Annotated in this window: 15 protein-coding genes; 8 read left to right on the forward strand and 7 right to left on the reverse strand. The window is 67.2% G+C overall.

The genetic code is table 11. The annotated features are described in order from the left end of the window. Positions 1-84: 84 nt before the first annotated feature. A complete protein-coding gene (locus tag PRL19_RS13120) occupies positions 85-1,794 on the reverse strand; it encodes a bifunctional sulfate adenylyltransferase/adenylylsulfate kinase (RefSeq protein WP_273743229.1) in 1,710 nt (569 codons plus the stop codon). Between the two features lie 191 nt (positions 1,795-1,985). Here PRL19_RS13120 and PRL19_RS13125 point away from each other — a divergent pair, with 191 nt between their 5' ends. Continuing rightward, complete coding sequence (locus PRL19_RS13125; RefSeq protein WP_273743230.1) at positions 1,986-2,528, forward strand: hypothetical protein; 543 nt, start codon at positions 1,986-1,988, stop codon at positions 2,526-2,528. Between the two features lie 4 nt (positions 2,529-2,532). Here PRL19_RS13125 and trxB read toward each other — a convergent pair whose 3' ends face one another. Then, positions 2,533-3,516, reverse strand: coding sequence for a thioredoxin-disulfide reductase (gene trxB, locus PRL19_RS13130; RefSeq protein WP_084693651.1), 984 nt, complete (start codon positions 3,514-3,516; stop codon positions 2,533-2,535). 156 nt (positions 3,517-3,672) lie between these two features. On the opposite strand from trxB, the gene PRL19_RS13135 reads away from it, so the two are divergent. Further along, a complete protein-coding gene (locus PRL19_RS13135) occupies positions 3,673-4,173 on the forward strand; it encodes an Lrp/AsnC family transcriptional regulator (protein ID WP_045999164.1) in 501 nt (166 codons plus the stop codon). 3 nt (positions 4,174-4,176) lie between these two features. Beyond that, positions 4,177-5,202 carry a hypothetical protein gene (locus PRL19_RS13140; RefSeq protein ID WP_273743231.1) on the forward strand — a complete coding sequence of 342 codons (1,026 nt, stop codon included), beginning with the start codon at positions 4,177-4,179 and terminating at the stop codon, positions 5,200-5,202. Here the strand turns inward: PRL19_RS13140 and pgeF are convergent. From pgeF to lgt, 3 genes are read right to left on the reverse strand one after another with little or no spacing between them, the layout of a single operon-like run. Continuing rightward, complete coding sequence (gene pgeF / locus PRL19_RS13145) at positions 5,199-5,954, reverse strand: peptidoglycan editing factor PgeF (protein WP_273743232.1); 756 nt, start codon at positions 5,952-5,954, stop codon at positions 5,199-5,201. The genes PRL19_RS13140 and pgeF overlap by 4 nt on opposite strands. Next, a complete protein-coding gene (locus PRL19_RS13150) occupies positions 5,938-6,996 on the reverse strand; it encodes a class I SAM-dependent methyltransferase (protein WP_273743233.1) in 1,059 nt (352 codons plus the stop codon). Before PRL19_RS13150 ends, pgeF begins: the two co-directional genes overlap by 17 nt. Further along, positions 6,993-7,874, reverse strand: a complete 882-nt coding sequence (gene lgt / locus PRL19_RS13155) for a prolipoprotein diacylglyceryl transferase (RefSeq protein WP_273743234.1) — start codon at positions 7,872-7,874, stop codon at positions 6,993-6,995. The genes PRL19_RS13150 and lgt overlap by 4 nt, the downstream gene beginning before the upstream one ends. 119 nt (positions 7,875-7,993) lie before the next feature. Here lgt and PRL19_RS13160 point away from each other — a divergent pair, with 119 nt between their 5' ends. After that, positions 7,994-8,251 (forward strand): accessory factor UbiK family protein, encoded by a 258-nt coding sequence (locus PRL19_RS13160; protein WP_045983033.1) that lies wholly within the window; start codon positions 7,994-7,996, stop codon positions 8,249-8,251. Here PRL19_RS13160 and PRL19_RS13165 read toward each other — a convergent pair. Continuing rightward, complete coding sequence (locus PRL19_RS13165; RefSeq protein WP_252928590.1) at positions 8,242-8,553, reverse strand: DUF6476 family protein; 312 nt, start codon at positions 8,551-8,553, stop codon at positions 8,242-8,244. The two genes, PRL19_RS13160 and PRL19_RS13165, sit on opposite strands and share 10 nt — an antisense overlap. Here PRL19_RS13165 and PRL19_RS13170 point away from each other — a divergent pair. The 3 genes from PRL19_RS13170 (at position 8,552) to PRL19_RS13180 (ending at position 11,696) form a co-directional block, all read left to right on the forward strand. After that, complete coding sequence (locus PRL19_RS13170; protein WP_273743235.1) at positions 8,552-9,574, forward strand: RluA family pseudouridine synthase; 1,023 nt, start codon at positions 8,552-8,554, stop codon at positions 9,572-9,574. The genes PRL19_RS13165 and PRL19_RS13170 overlap by 2 nt on opposite strands. Positions 9,575-9,684: 110 nt before the next feature. Further along, positions 9,685-10,593, forward strand: a complete 909-nt coding sequence (rpoH, locus tag PRL19_RS13175) for an RNA polymerase sigma factor RpoH (protein ID WP_045999157.1) — start codon at positions 9,685-9,687, stop codon at positions 10,591-10,593. 68 nt (positions 10,594-10,661) lie between these two features. Continuing rightward, positions 10,662-11,696 (forward strand): hypothetical protein, encoded by a 1,035-nt coding sequence (locus PRL19_RS13180; protein WP_240542409.1) that lies wholly within the window; start codon positions 10,662-10,664, stop codon positions 11,694-11,696. Between the two features lie 7 nt (positions 11,697-11,703). Here PRL19_RS13180 and PRL19_RS13185 read toward each other — a convergent pair whose 3' ends face one another. Continuing rightward, positions 11,704-12,528 (reverse strand): NAD kinase, encoded by an 825-nt coding sequence (locus PRL19_RS13185; RefSeq protein WP_127898552.1) that lies wholly within the window; start codon positions 12,526-12,528, stop codon positions 11,704-11,706. A 116-nt stretch (positions 12,529-12,644) separates the two neighbouring features. Here PRL19_RS13185 and glyA point away from each other — a divergent pair, with 116 nt between their 5' ends. After that, on the forward strand, positions 12,645-13,940 hold the full coding sequence (glyA, locus tag PRL19_RS13190; RefSeq protein ID WP_273743236.1) for a serine hydroxymethyltransferase: 1,296 nt from the start codon (positions 12,645-12,647) through the stop codon (positions 13,938-13,940). Positions 13,941-13,981: the final 41 nt, after the last annotated feature.

Genomic DNA, 13,981 nt, shown 5'->3' on the forward strand with positions numbered 1-13,981 from the left:
GGAACCATCCGCAGGCGCGCAAGGTTCCGGACGCCAAACGGCCCCGGTGTCGCACCGGGGCCGTTCGTATCACTGCGGCAGGGATCAGGACAGGCCGATCAGGCCCATGCTCTCCAGCGTCAGCAGCACCTGATGCGCGGCGCTGTCCACGTCGATGTCGGTCGTGTCGACGCGCAGTTCGGGGTTGGCCGGTTCTTCATAGGGATCGGAAATCCCGGTGAACTCCTTGATCTTGCCTTCCCGCGCCAGCTTGTAGAGGCCCTTGCGGTCGCGGCGTTCGCACTCCTCCAGGGGCGTCGCGACATGGACCTCGACGAAGGCGCCGCCGGCTTCGACCATCTCGCGCACGGCGCGGCGGGTCGCGGTATAGGGCGCGATCGGCGCGCAGATCGCGATGCCGCCGTTCTTGGTGATCTCGGACGCGACATAGCCGATGCGCTTGATGTTGATGTCGCGATGCTCCTTGCTGAACCCCAGCTCGGACGACAGGTGCTTGCGGACCACGTCACCGTCCAGCAGCGACACGGGACGACCGCCCATCTCCATCAGCTTGACCATCAGCGCGTTGGCAACCGTCGACTTGCCCGACCCCGACAGGCCGGTGAAGAACACGGTGAAGCCCTGGTTGGCGCGCGGGGGCGAGGTGCGGCGCAGCTGCTGGACGACCTCGGGGAAGCTGAACCATTCCGGGATGTCCAGCCCCTCGCGCAGGCGGCGGCGCAGTTCGGTGCCGCTGATGTCCAGGACGGTGCTGCCCTCGGGGATCTCGTTCGCGGGGAAATACTGCGCCTTTTCCTGCACATAGACCATGTGCTTAAAGTCGACCATCTCGACGCCGATTTCCGACTGGTGGGCCTTGAACAGCTCCTGCGCATCATAAGGGCCATAGAAGTCCTGGCCCTGGCTGTTCTTGCCGGGTCCGGCATGGTCACGGCCGACGATGAAGTGGGTCACGCCGTGGTTGGCCCGGATCAGGCCGTGCCACACAGCCTCGCGCGGGCCGGCCATGCGCATCGCCAGGTTCAGCAGCGACAGGTTGGTGGTGGCCGCCGGATACTTGTCCAGCACCGCCTCGTAGCAGCGGACGCGGGTGAAGTGGTCGACGTCGCCCGGCTTGGTCATGCCGACGACCGGATGGATCAGCAGGTTCGCCTGAGCCTCGCGGGCGGCACGGAAGGTCAGCTCCTGGTGCGCGCGGTGCAGCGGGTTGCGGGTCTGGAACGCGACGACGCGGCTCCAGCCCAACTTCTTGAACATGGTGCGCAGTTCGTTGGGCGTGTTGCGACGGGCGCGGAAATCGTAATGCGTCGGCGCCTGCAGGCCCTTGACCGGGCCGCCCAGATAGACCGGGCCCGCGACGTTGTGCAGATAGTTCACTGCCGGATGCGCCAGGTCGTCGGCGCCGAACACCTTCTCGGCCTCCAGCGCCTTGTTCGGCACCCATTTGTCGGTCAGCGACATGATCGCCAGGATCACGCCCTCCTGGTCGCGCAGGGCGATGTCGGTGCCCGGCTCCAGCCCTTCGGCGAACTTTTCGGAGACGTCCAGCGTGATGGGCATCGGCCACAGCGCGCCCGACGTCAGGCGCATGTCGCTGACGACGCCGTCATAGTCGGCTTGGGTCTGAAAGCCCTTCAGCGGGTTGAAGCCGCCGTTCATCAGCAGCTCAAGATCGCAGATCTGGCGCGGCGTCAGGTCCCAGCTGGGCATCCGCCCGGCATCGTCCTTGAGCGCGGCGGCCGACGCCTCGGAGACATAGAGTTCGGGAATGGGGGCATGCTTGGGCAGGGTCATGGTCACGACTCGTGGGTTGCGCAGAAATGGATCAACACGCGACCCTGCGGGGATCGCGCGACTCGAGGCGACGCATAGCCCCCATGAAAGCGATATTCAAGTCTGGGAAAACGCTTTTCGCTTCGGGCGTGCCGCGGGGAACCCGACCACACGCGTCACGTTGGGTCCGCGAACCGCAACGACAGGAGCGCATGATGACCGACCAGACCACCGCAAGCCAGGAAGAGCAGCGCGCCTTGTCCCAGGATGAACTGGAGCTGGCGAACCAGACCCGACAACCTGCCTTGGGCCGTTTGTCCGACAAGGAATTGTCCGATCTGGTGGGGCTGCTGCGTGTCCGTCGCAACCGCGCGCGCGACATTGCGGCCCGCCAAGGACGCGAAGCGCGCGGAAAGGCCGGGCCCAAAGGCACAAACCCTGCGGCCGGCAACGCGGGCACGCGCAGCAAGGCCGAGTTCCTGACCGCCGCTCTGGACCGGGCGACGGCCGAACGCGAACGGCGCGAAGGCGATGCCGATCCCAGCCAGAAGGATCTGGCTGAGAAAGCAGCCGCACTGAAGGACGACGCCACCAATGCGATGATGGAGGCCGGTGGACCGCTGCACCCGAACGACCCCGATGCCGATCCCGGGAAGGCCGGTCTGGCAGAAACGCAGCGTGACGCCGCACCGTCGGGTGCCTTGGATCACGCGGGCGAGCTGCCGGCCCGCGAACGCTCGCGCGAGCGCGGCTGAGCCGTCAGTAGATGACGGCAACCCGCTGCTCAGGCTCCAGCTCGACCTCGCCCTGAGCCTCGAGGAAATGTGCGGCATCCAGCGCGGCCATGCATCCCATGCCCGCGCTGGTCACAGCCTGACGATAGATGTGATCGGTCAGGTCGCCCGCTGCGAACACGCCCGGGATCGAGGTGCGCGTGCTGCCCGCCTCGACCTTGACGTAACCGCCGTTGTGCAGTTCCAGCTGATCCTTGACCAGTTCGCTGGCAGGTGCATGACCGATTGCCACGAACACGCCGTCAGCCTTGATCGTCTGCGTCGTTCCATCGACAAGGTTGCGCAGCGTGGCGCCGCTGACGCCGACCGGGGTTTCGGTCCCGGTGACCTCTGCCAGTTCGCTGTTCCAGATCACCTCGACCTTGGGGTGGGCGAACAGGCGGTTCTGCAGGATCTTCTCGGCCCGCAGGCTGTCGCGGCGGTGCACCAGTGTCACCTTGCTGGCGAACTTGGTCAGGAACAGCGCCTCCTCGACCGCGGTGTTCCCGCCGCCGATCACCACGACCTCGCGATTACGATAGAAGAACCCGTCACAGGTGGCACAGGCACTGACGCCGAAACCCTTGAACTTCTCCTCGGACGGCAGGCCAAGCCAGCGCGCCTGCGCCCCCGTGGCAAGGATCACCGCGTCTGCGGTGACCACCCGACCGCTGTCGCACGTCGCCGTGAAGGGACGCTTCTGCAGGTCCAGCGCGGTCACAAGATCGGTCACGATCTCGGCACCCATTGCACGAGCGTGGGTCTCCATCTTGACCATCAGGTCGGGGCCCTGGATCTCGGTGTCGCCGGGCCAGTTCTCGACTTCAGTGGTGATGGTCAGCTGCCCGCCGGGCTGCATCCCCTGGATCAGCATCGGCTCCAGCATGGCGCGGGAGGCGTAGACGGCGGCGGTGTATCCCGCCGGGCCCGATCCCACGATCAAAAGTTTCACATGGCTGCGTTCGGTCATCTTGCGCCCCTTTCGCGGTTTGTGCATGAGGTAGTCCCTCATGCGCCGGACTGCAACGCATCCCCGCCACGGACCGACGTCGATAAGATTGTTGCGCCGGACGGGGCGGCATTGTAGTTTCCGGCAACGCCAAGACCTGACAGAAGAAAGACAACCATGGCCGGCGCCAAACTGGACGACATCGACCGCAAGATCCTGGCCGAACTTCAGGCCGACGGGCGCATGACCAATGTCGAACTGGCCCGCCGGGTGGGCATCTCGGCGCCGCCCTGCCTGCGCCGCGTCCGCACGCTGGAGGAGCTGGGCTATATCCGCGGATACCATGCCGATATCGACGCCCGCGAGCTAGGGTTCGAGGTTCAGGTTTTTGCCATGGTCCGCCTTGCGTCGCAATCCGAACGCGACCTATCGGCCTTCGAGGCATTGGTTCAGGAATGGCCGCTGGTCCGCGAATGCCACATGCTGAACGGAGAGATCGATTTCATCCTGAAATGCATCTCTCCGGACCTGTCGACCTTCCAACGCTTCCTGACCAACAGCCTGACCGCCGCGCCGAACGTGGCATCGGTCAAGACGTCGCTGGTGATCCGGGGCGCCAAGGACGAACCCGCCGTCCCCTTCGAGATCGTCGAGGAACGCGTCCGCGAAGCAGGCTGATCCTTGCGCAGGCTGGCCCGCCTGACGCTGCTGATCTGGTCGCTGGCGACGGTCGCGGTGACGGGCTGGATGATGTCGCAGAACCCGTTTGCCGCTCCGCTGGTCGATCGCGGCCTGGATCAGGCCCGTGCGGCCCTGATGCGCGCCGTGGCCGACCGCGCGACTCCGGACTGGCTGATCCCCCGCCTGACCGCCGCGCTGGATGCAGGCGACCGCCAGCAGGTGCAGATGCTGATGGATCTGGCCCGCGATCAGGGTACGCCGCTGCCACCGGACCTGCGCGCACGCGCCGACGCCGCGCTGGCGGTCGGCATGCTGGACACGCTGTCCGATTGCGGCACCTGCATGCGCGACGTGACCGCCTGTCCCAGCCTGTCGCTGGTCGCCGCCTGCACCCTGCCGTTCGAACTGTCGCCCGCAGGCGACGCCGCGGCCCTGATCCGGCAGGGCGGCACCTGGGCTACCGGAGGCGACCCCGACGGCATCGAGGCCGCGCTGGCGACCCTAGGCCTTGCCGCGACCGCCGGAACCTTGGTCACGGCGGGCAGCAGTCTGTCGATCAAGGGCGCGGTCACCACGCTGCGCGTCGCGCGTCGCGCCGATGCGTTGTCACCAGGCATGACGCGCGCCCTGTCCGCTGCGGCGCGCAGCCCCGCGCCTGCCCGGGCCCTGTCCGGCATCGCCGGTGATCTGCGGACGATCGGGCGACAGGCCTCGGTTCCCGAACTGCTGCCGATCCTTCGGCTGGCCGACGATCCGGACGACCTGCGCCGCCTGGCGCGTCTGTCAGAAGCCGCGGGGCCGGACACCACCCGCGTCCTGACAGTGCTGGGCAAATCCGACAGCTTGCGCCTGATGCGGCGCTTGGCCGATGCCGCCATGGCCGCAGCAGCCCTGATCGCGCTGGTCCTGGGACAGATGGCGGCGTTGCTGGGCGCCGGGGTTCAGATGGCCCTGCGCCGCGGCCTGCGCCCGAACCCTGCGCGGCGGATGCCGCCTCCGTTGCGTTCAGTTGCGTTTGGGGGCTAGAGCGAGATGGCGCTGATCAGCCGACCGTAATCGGCCTGGCCTTCATGCATGGACCGGCGATAGCTGAAAAAGCGGTCGGGGTCGGAATAGGTGCAGTGCCGCGACCATTCCGCCCGCACGCCAGCCGCGCGCAGCCGTGACAGCCCGAACGCGGGCAGGTCGAACATCGGCCGACCATTCGGACCGCCGGAAAAGAACCGGTCATTGGCAGTATCGTCGGCCAGAAACTCATCCATGAATTCGGGACTGACCTCATAGGCGCGCTGGCTGATCGTGGGGCCGATCACCGCGCGGATGTCGGTCGCACCCAGATCGCGCATGGCGGCCACCGTCGCCTCGATCACGCCGGCGATGGCGCCGCGCCACCCGGCGTGACAGGCGCCGACGACGCCAGCCGCGGCATCGGCCAGCAGCACGGGCTGGCAATCGGCGGTCAGCACGGCCAAGGCCACGTCGCGCCGGGCGGTGACCAGCCCGTCAGCCTTGATGTCCTTGACCACATCGACGTCATGATCGTCCGTCAAGGTGATCACGTCCGCCGAATGGATCTGCTTGACGGTGGCCAGCGGCAGGCCCATCGCGCCCGCAACGCGGGCACGGTTGACCAGCACCATCTCACTTTGGTCCGAAGAGCGGCGCCCACAGTTCAGACCTGCGAACAGCCCGGAGGATGCCCCACCCTTTCGCGTGAAGAACCCGTGCCTTACGTCGGAAAGCAACGGGTGGGTCAGGATCTCAAGCGTGGTCTGCATGGGCCTCCAGCGCGACAAATCCGGGGACGGGCGGCGCGCCCTTGGGCCAGATCGCGATTACCTTGAACAAGTGACCCATTTCGTCGGGGTGGGTCAAGCGCCGAAGCGCGGCCATCGCGCCCCCGTCACCCGCAGCGGCAAGCCGGGCGGCCCGCGCCTCGGCTCCCAGGGCGCGCAGCCAATCGCCCTGTCGCACGGGACGCGACGCCACCGCCCCGCCCCGGATGGCCGCGGCGGCCAAGGGTGCGAAATCAACATGCGCCGTCAGGTCGGCCTGCCCCGGATGCGCCAGCGGATCTTCGCGAGCATGATTGCGCAGGGCCTGAAACGTGTCGCCGAACCCGTTCCACCCGCCATAATCGATCAGGATCGCGCAGCCGCCATGGGTCGCGATGTGGCGGGCAGCGGCCTCGACAAAGGCCGCGCCTTCGGGACACTCCTCGACGATGTCGCCCACGGACCCCGTCTGGGACAGCGGCACGACGGGGCCAAGCCCCATGCGCAGACCATCATCCGACAGCCCGACCAGACGCTCCCTCCAGCCATCGTCGGTCCGCTGGTACTGACGAATTGGGAGGGCATCGATGAACTCGTTTCCGATCAGGAATAGTGGTTTGGATCCTATATCCTCGATCCGTTCGAGATGCGTGACGGGTCCGAGACGATCGCGCTGAACGCCGCGCAGATGCGGCGAGGCCTCGATCAGGGCGACGTCGGCGGCCTGGTGCAGGCCGGGCACCTGCCGCATCGCACGCAGCATGTCGGCCATCAGCGTCCCGCGCCCCGGTCCCGGCTCGACCAAGGCGAACGGGGCCGGGGCACCCTGGTCCAGCCAGGCCTGCGCCAGCGCAAGGCCGCACAGTTCGCCGAACATCTGGTGGATCTCCGGCGCGGTCGTGAAATCACCTGCGGTGCCGAAGGGATCGCGCGTCGCGTAATAGCCGTAACGACTGTCCATCAGGCAGACCTGCATGTACTCGGCCAGGCTGATCGGCCCCGTCGCGCGGATGCGCGCCGCGATGATCGCGGCCAGCGGCGTCATGCGGCGACAGGCGGGCGGCGCCGCGCATAAGCCACCAGCGCCAGCCCGATCAGGACCATCGGCAGCGACAGCGTCTGCCCCATCGTCAGGCCGATCACAGGGCCGCCCAGGACGTGGCCAAGCGGATTGTCCGGCGTGATGAACTGGGCATCGGCGACGCGGAACAGTTCGACGAACATGCGCGCAAGCCCATAGCCGGCAAGAAAAACCCCAAAGGCCAGGCCCGGACGGCGCAGCCCCCCGGCGCGGACCAGGACCAGCAGGATCAGCCCTAGCAGCAGGCCCTCAAGTCCCGCCTCGTACAGCTGGCTGGGGTGGCGGGCGCAGGGTCCGACGATGCCGGGACAGGTCTGCGCCGCCTCGCCAGGAAAGACCACGCCCCAAGCCAGGTCGGTGGGGCGGCCCCACAGTTCGGCGTTGATGAAGTTGGCGATGCGCCCGAAGAAGATGCCGATCGGCGCCACGACGGCCATCGCGTCGGCCAGCCGCAGGACGGGCACGCCCTGGCTGCGCGACCAGGCCCAAGTCGCCACGATCACGCCGGCAAACCCGCCGTGAAAGCTCATCCCGCCCTGCCAGACCTGCAGGATCTGCCCGGGGTTCGACAGATAGTAGGCGGGCTCGTAGAACAGCACGAACCCCAGACGCCCGCCCAGGATGACCCCCAGGATGACCCAGGTCAGCAGGTCGTCGACCCGGTCGGGCGCGGTGGGCGGCGTGCCGCCCCACAGCGCGGGACGGCGCATCATCGCGACGATCAGCCGCCAACCCAGGATCAGGCCGGCCAGATAGGCCAGCGCATACCAGCGCAGCGAGAACGAGAACCCGCCCAGGGTGATCGTGAAGATTTCGGGGGCGATGTCGGGAAACGGGATCATGGGGCCTCGGGTCTGCGATTTGCCGCGCACGCTAGTCGCCAAAGCCGCACTGTCAACATTGAACCCTGGACCGCACCGGACCATATAGGACGCAACGCAAGACAGAAGGGCACCGCCAGATGACCACCCAGAACCGTTTCTTCGACGACATGTCCAAGCTGATGACCAACGCGATGGGCGTGGCCCAGGGCGCCCGCAGCGAGGCCGAGACGGCCATGAAGGGCTGGATCGACCGCTGGCTGGCCGACCGCGACTTTGTCACCCGCGAGGAGTTCGAGGCCGTGCGCGAGATGGCGATCAAGGCCCGCACCGAGAATGCCGAACTGAAGGCGCGGCTGGACGCCCTGTCCGCGGGTGCCGACAAGCCTCAGGGCTGAAGCACCGTCTGCCCCACCAGCGTTCCCGCGCGGTCATAGACCAGCACCCGGTCGTCCGTCGTCAGCACGACGATCCGATCGGTTGCAAAAGTCACCGCGCGGGTTTGCGCATCCTGAGGCAGAGTGATAGCATCGGGCAGTTCGGGCAACACTGGCTGGTTCAGCCGCACCCACAGCAGCGCCACGACCGCGATCATCCCCACCCCCATGACCAGCGTTAGCCCCGTCACCAGCGTCTTCAGAAAGCGCAGTTCCGGGACGGCTTTCGCCGCCACCTTCCAATCGGTATCATCCTGCGCCATGTCGATCCTTTCCGTGACCATTCCGGCCAACCCGCCCGACCGACTTGATAAGGCGCTTGCCATGGCGGTGCCAGAGGATGCGGCCCTGTCGCGGTCGCGCCTGGCGCGGCTGATCGCCGACGGTGCGGTGAGCGGCCCGGATGGCCCCGCACGCGACGTCAAGGCGCGCGTCGCCGAGGGTCAGGAATACCGCATCGCCCTGGCCCCGCCCGAGCCTGTCGAGACGCGGGCCGAGGCCATTCCCCTGGTCATCGCGCATGAGGATGATGACCTGATCGTGATCGACAAGCCTGCCGGGATGGTCGTCCATCCCGCTCCGGGCAGCCCCACCGGCACGCTGGTCAACGCGCTGCTGGCGCATTGCGGCGATTCGTTGTCGGGCATCGGGGGCGAAAAGCGCCCCGGCATCGTGCACCGCATCGACAAGGACACGTCGGGCCTGCTGGTCGTCGCCAAGTCGGACCGCGCGCATCACGGCCTTGCCGCCCAGTTCGAGGCGCATACCGCCAACCGGCGCTACCTTGCGCTGGCGCACGGGGCGATCGACGCGGCAGATCCGCGTTTGCGTGGCACGCCCGGCGTCTCGTTCGAGGAAGGGCTGGTTCTGCGGATCGCCACGCACCTGTCGCGCCACCCGACCGACCGCCAACGTCAGGCGGTCTTTGCCGACAAGGGCCGTCACGCCGTAACCCGCGCGCGTCTGCTGGAGCGGTTCGGCACGCCGCCTTCGGCCATGCTGGTGGAATGCCGGTTGGAAACGGGGCGCACCCACCAGATCCGGGTGCACATGGCCCATTGCGGCCTGGGGCTGATCGGCGATCCGGTCTATGGCGGGTCGCGACGTGCCTCTGCCAAGGCGCTTGGCACCGCGGCGGCAGCGGTCCAAACGTTTTCGCGACAGGCGTTGCACGCTGCGCATCTGGGGTTCGTCCATCCGGTCACCGGGGTCGAGATGGGGTTCGACAGTCCCCTGCCCGACGACATGCAGGCCCTTCTGGACGCCCTTCGCACCGCCCCTTGACGAAAGCGTGAGGCGACCACACATGACAATGCCCGCGCGGATGCGGCATTCTGTCCCGGAACCGGGCCGTTCGACGCTGCGTTAACCGGTCTCTGCGAAAGGCGAACATCATGGCGACTTATGGAAATCTTCCCGCCCCAAGCCCGGAACAGGGTCTGAACCGCTATCTGCAGGAGATCCGCAAGTTTCCGCTGCTGGAACCCGAACAGGAATACATGCTGGCCAAGGCATGGGCCGATCACGAAGACAGCGACGCCGCGCATCAGCTGGTGACCAGTCACCTGCGTCTGGCCGCCAAGATTGCTATGGGCTATCGCGGCTATGGCCTGCCACAGGCAGAGGTGATCAGCGAAGCGAATGTCGGCCTGATGCAGGCGGTCAAGCGGTTTGACCCGGAACGTGGCTTCCGCCTTGCCACCTATGCAATGTGGTGGATCCGCGCCTCGATCCAGGAATACATCCTGCGGTCCTGGTCCTTGGTCAAGATGGGCACCACAAGCGCGCAGAAGAAGCTGTTCTTCAACCTCCGCAAGGCGAAATCCAAAATCGGCGCCCTGGAGGAAGGCGATCTTCGTCCCGAGAACGTCGCCCAAATTGCCACCGAACTGAACGTCACCGAAAAGGAAGTCGTCGACATGAACCGCCGGCTTTCTGGTGGTGACGCCTCGCTGAATGCGCAGGTCGGGTCGGGCGACGGCGAATCGTCGGCGCAGTGGCAGGACTGGCTGGAGGACACGAACGCCAACCAGGCCGAAGCCTATGCGGAATCCGAGGAACTGGACACACGGCGCCAGATGCTGATCGACGCGATGGATGCGCTGAACGAGCGTGAGAAGGACATCCTGATGGAGCGTCGCCTGCGCGACGATCCGATGACGCTGGAGGATCTGTCCAGCCGCTACAGCGTATCACGTGAACGCATTCGCCAGATCGAGGTGCGCGCGTTCGAGAAGCTGCAGGAACGGATGCGCACCCTGGCCCGCGACAAGGGCATGCGGATCGCCGATACGGTCGAGTGACCCGCGCCGCATTGACGCAACGCGGCGCGGCGCTATGGTCTGGGTACCCTGCAGGACGACCCTAGACCATGCCCGCCCCCGTGACTGCCCTGACTGAATTCCAGCGCCTTGAGGCGCAGGGCTCGTGGCGCGAGACGCCCGAATCACGGCTGCGCGAGGTCATCGTCTCGGTGGGCGCCGCGACTCTGACGATGATGGACCCGAAATCGGACCGGCCTCTGTCGCACTGGTCGCTGCCGGCGGTGACGCGGATCAATCCGGGTCAACTGCCCGCGATATACACTCCGAACGGCCAGGCACCCGACGAGACGGTCGAGATCGACGATCCGCTGATGATCGAGGGGATCGAACGCGTTCAACGGGCCATCGCTATCCACCGTGCCGTGCCGGGCCGCCTGCGGGGCGTCGTAACGGTGCTGGGCGCGGTCGCCATGCTGGCTGCCCTGACATTCTGGCTGCCCGACGCGCTGATCCGCCATGCGGCCCGGATCGCTCCACCCGCGCAGGCGCGAACAATCGGTTTGGCCGTGCTGGCCGATCTGGAGCACAGCGCCGGTGCCGTCTGCCGTCGGCGGTCGGGCCAGCAGGTGCTGGACTGGATCGCACCCCAGCTGATCGGCGACCAGGCCTTGGTGCAGGTCGTGCCCGCGCCGCTGAACGGGGCGCGTCGCCTTCCGGGTGATCTTTATGTGCTGGGCAACGACCTGCTGGCCACCACCCCTGGCCCCGAAGCCTCTGCCGGTCACCTGATCGCCGCCCGTCTGGCGGTCGAGGACAAGCAGGCGACACTGGATGCGCTGCGGCATGCGGGGCTGATGAACGCACTGCGCCTGATGACGCTTGGGACTCTGTCGCGCGACGCGATGCAGGGCTATGGAGAGACGCTGCTGTCGCAATCTTTGCCCCGGCCTGACCTCGCCGCCCTGCCCCCTGCCTTCGCGGAACGCGGGCTGTCGACCGAACCCTATGCGCGCAGCATCGATCCGACCGGCGCCGCCGTCCTGCCACTGATCGAGGCCGACCCCATCCGTCAGGGAACCACGCCTGCCCGCCTGCTGACCGACGAACAGTGGCTGGCGCTGCAGCAGATCTGCGCGGGCTGACGCCCCCTTAGACGAACTGTTCGCGCAGCAGGCGTTCGTCTAGCCCGTGGCCCGGATCGAACAGCAGGCGGTGACGGATGTCGTCGGCACTGCGGATTTCGACCTGCGTCACGTGGCGGACAGAACGGCTGTCGGCATCGGCCATGACGGGGCGGCGGTCGGCGTTCAGCACTTCGATCACCACGGATGCACCCTTGGGCAGAAGCGCCCCCCGCCAGCGGCGCGGACGGAAAGGCGCGATGGCGGTCAGGGCCAGCACCTCTGATCCAATCGGCAGGATCGGCCCGTGCGCGGAGTAGTTGTAGGCCGTGGATCCCGCCGGGGTGGAGACCAGCGCACCGTCGCAGACCAGCTCCTCCATCCGCAATCGCCCGTCGACATGGATGCGCAGCTTGGCGGCCTGCGGCCCCTCGCGCAGCAGGCTGACCTCGTTGATCGCCAGGGCCTCGGTGCAGGTGCCGTCGGCACAGGTGGCGCGCATGCGCAGCGGGTTGATGACCGTTTCCTCGGCCAGGGCAAGGCGGTCGGTCAGGTCGTCCTCGGCATAGGCGTTCATCAGGAACCCCACCGTGCCACGGTTCATGCCATAGACCGGCAGCCCCCGACCCTGCGTCGCGTGCAGGGTCTGCAGCATGAACCCGTCCCCGCCCAGGGCCACCACGACGTCGGCCTCCGCCAGCGGGGCCTGGCCATAGCGCGCCGTCAGCACGGACAGGGCCGCCCGGGCGGTCTCGGCGTGGCTTGCGGTGAAATGCACGTTGCGCGTCATCGGCCGTCCTGTCCCCTGATGGACCCGCACCATCACGCGCGACAGACATGATGACAAGCGCATTCCGCAGCGCGTCGCAACGGGCGGGATGCGGGTCGTTTTGTCACTTTCGGCATGCCCTACGTTGCGTTAAAAGACGCAAACACAAGCCGCCCCAGCCCAAAAAGGACGAAAGACCGATGAACGCACCGACCCGCGACAACGGCTTCTTCACCGAAACCCTGGCCAGCCGTGACCCCGACATTGCCAAGGCGATCACCCAGGAACTGGGCCGCCAGCGCGACGAGATCGAGCTGATCGCCTCCGAGAACATCGTCAGCCGCGCCGTGATGGAGGCTCAGGGGTCCGTCCTGACCAACAAGTATGCCGAGGGTTATCCGGGCAAGCGCTATTACGGCGGCTGCCAGTATGTCGACATCGCCGAGAACCTGGCGATCGAGCGCGCCAAGCAGCTGTTCGGCTGCGAATACGCCAACGTCCAGCCCAACAGCGGCAGCCAGATGAACCAGGCCGTGTTCCTGGCGCTGCTGCAGCCGGGCGACACCTTCATGGGCCTGGACCTGAATTCGGGCGGTCACCTGACGCACGGATCGCCGGTCAACATGTCGGGCAAGTGGTTCAACGTCGTCAGCTATGGCGTGCGTGCGCAGGACCATCAGCTGGACATGGACGCGATCGCCGAAAGCGCCCGCCAGCACAAGCCCAAGCTGATCATCGCGGGCGGCACGGCCTACAGCCGCAGCTGGGACTGGGCCGCCTTCCGCGCCATCGCGGATGAGGTCGGCGCCTATCTGATGGTCGACATGGCCCACATCGCGGGCCTGGTCGCGGGCGGCGCGCATGCCTCCCCTGTCCCGCATGCCCATGTCGTCACCTCGACCACGCACAAGTCGCTGCGCGGTCCCCGGGGCGGCCTGATCCTGACCAACGACGCGGACATCGCCAAGAAGATCAACAGCGCCGTGTTCCCCGGCCTGCAGGGCGGCCCGCTGATGCACGTGATCGCCGCCAAGGCCGTGGCCTTTGGCGAGGCGCTGCGCCCCGAGTTCAAGACCTATGCGGCGCAGGTCGTCAAGAACGCCGCCGCCATGGCGGACGAGCTGATGAAGGGCGGCATCGACATCGTGTCGGGCGGCACCGACAACCACCTGTGCCTGGCCGACCTGCGCCCCAAGGGCGTGACCGGCAAGGCGACCGAGGCCGCCTTGGGCCGTGCGCACATCACCTGCAACAAGAACGGCGTGCCGTTCGACCCTGAAAAGCCGTTCGTGACCTCGGGCATCCGTCTTGGCGCGCCCGCAGGCACCACCCGCGGCTTTGCCGAGCCCGAGTTCCGCCAGATCGCCCGCTGGATCGTCGAGGTCGTCGACGGCCTGGCCGCCAATGGCGAGGAGGGCAATGCCGCGGTCGAGGACAAGGTCCGCGCCGAGGTCGGCCAGCTCTGCGCCCGCTTCCCGCTCTACCAGGGCATGTGATCGCCCGACATCGGTGACCTGTACGCCCCGCCGCGCACCCG

This window comes from Paracoccus marcusii (genome assembly GCF_028621715.1).
Classification (GTDB): Bacteria; Pseudomonadota; Alphaproteobacteria; order Rhodobacterales; family Rhodobacteraceae; genus Paracoccus; species Paracoccus marcusii.

What these genes read in the sequence shown, in the direction of transcription:
- PRL19_RS13120 (WP_273743229.1), bottom strand. Translation starts at nt 1,794, where the DNA reads ATGACCCTGCCCAAGCATGCCCCCATTCCCGAACTCTATGTCTCCGAG.
- PRL19_RS13165 (WP_252928590.1), bottom strand. Translation starts at nt 8,553, where the DNA reads ATGGCGCAGGATGATACCGATTGGAAGGTGGCGGCGAAAGCCGTCCCG.
- PRL19_RS13160 (WP_045983033.1), top strand. Translation starts at nt 7,994, where the DNA reads ATGACCACCCAGAACCGTTTCTTCGACGACATGTCCAAGCTGATGACC.
- pgeF (WP_273743232.1), bottom strand. Translation starts at nt 5,954, where the DNA reads ATGCAGACCACGCTTGAGATCCTGACCCACCCGTTGCTTTCCGACGTA.
- trxB (WP_084693651.1), bottom strand. Translation starts at nt 3,516, where the DNA reads ATGACCGAACGCAGCCATGTGAAACTTTTGATCGTGGGATCGGGCCCG.
- PRL19_RS13135 (WP_045999164.1), top strand. Translation starts at nt 3,673, where the DNA reads ATGGCCGGCGCCAAACTGGACGACATCGACCGCAAGATCCTGGCCGAA.
- PRL19_RS13180 (WP_240542409.1), top strand. Translation starts at nt 10,662, where the DNA reads ATGCCCGCCCCCGTGACTGCCCTGACTGAATTCCAGCGCCTTGAGGCG.
- glyA (WP_273743236.1), top strand. Translation starts at nt 12,645, where the DNA reads ATGAACGCACCGACCCGCGACAACGGCTTCTTCACCGAAACCCTGGCC.
- PRL19_RS13125 (WP_273743230.1), top strand. Translation starts at nt 1,986, where the DNA reads ATGATGACCGACCAGACCACCGCAAGCCAGGAAGAGCAGCGCGCCTTG.
- PRL19_RS13185 (WP_127898552.1), bottom strand. Translation starts at nt 12,528, where the DNA reads ATGCGCTTGTCATCATGTCTGTCGCGCGTGATGGTGCGGGTCCATCAG.
- lgt (WP_273743234.1), bottom strand. Translation starts at nt 7,874, where the DNA reads ATGATCCCGTTTCCCGACATCGCCCCCGAAATCTTCACGATCACCCTG.
- PRL19_RS13150 (WP_273743233.1), bottom strand. Translation starts at nt 6,996, where the DNA reads ATGACGCCGCTGGCCGCGATCATCGCGGCGCGCATCCGCGCGACGGGG.
- rpoH (WP_045999157.1), top strand. Translation starts at nt 9,685, where the DNA reads ATGGCGACTTATGGAAATCTTCCCGCCCCAAGCCCGGAACAGGGTCTG.
- PRL19_RS13170 (WP_273743235.1), top strand. Translation starts at nt 8,552, where the DNA reads ATGTCGATCCTTTCCGTGACCATTCCGGCCAACCCGCCCGACCGACTT.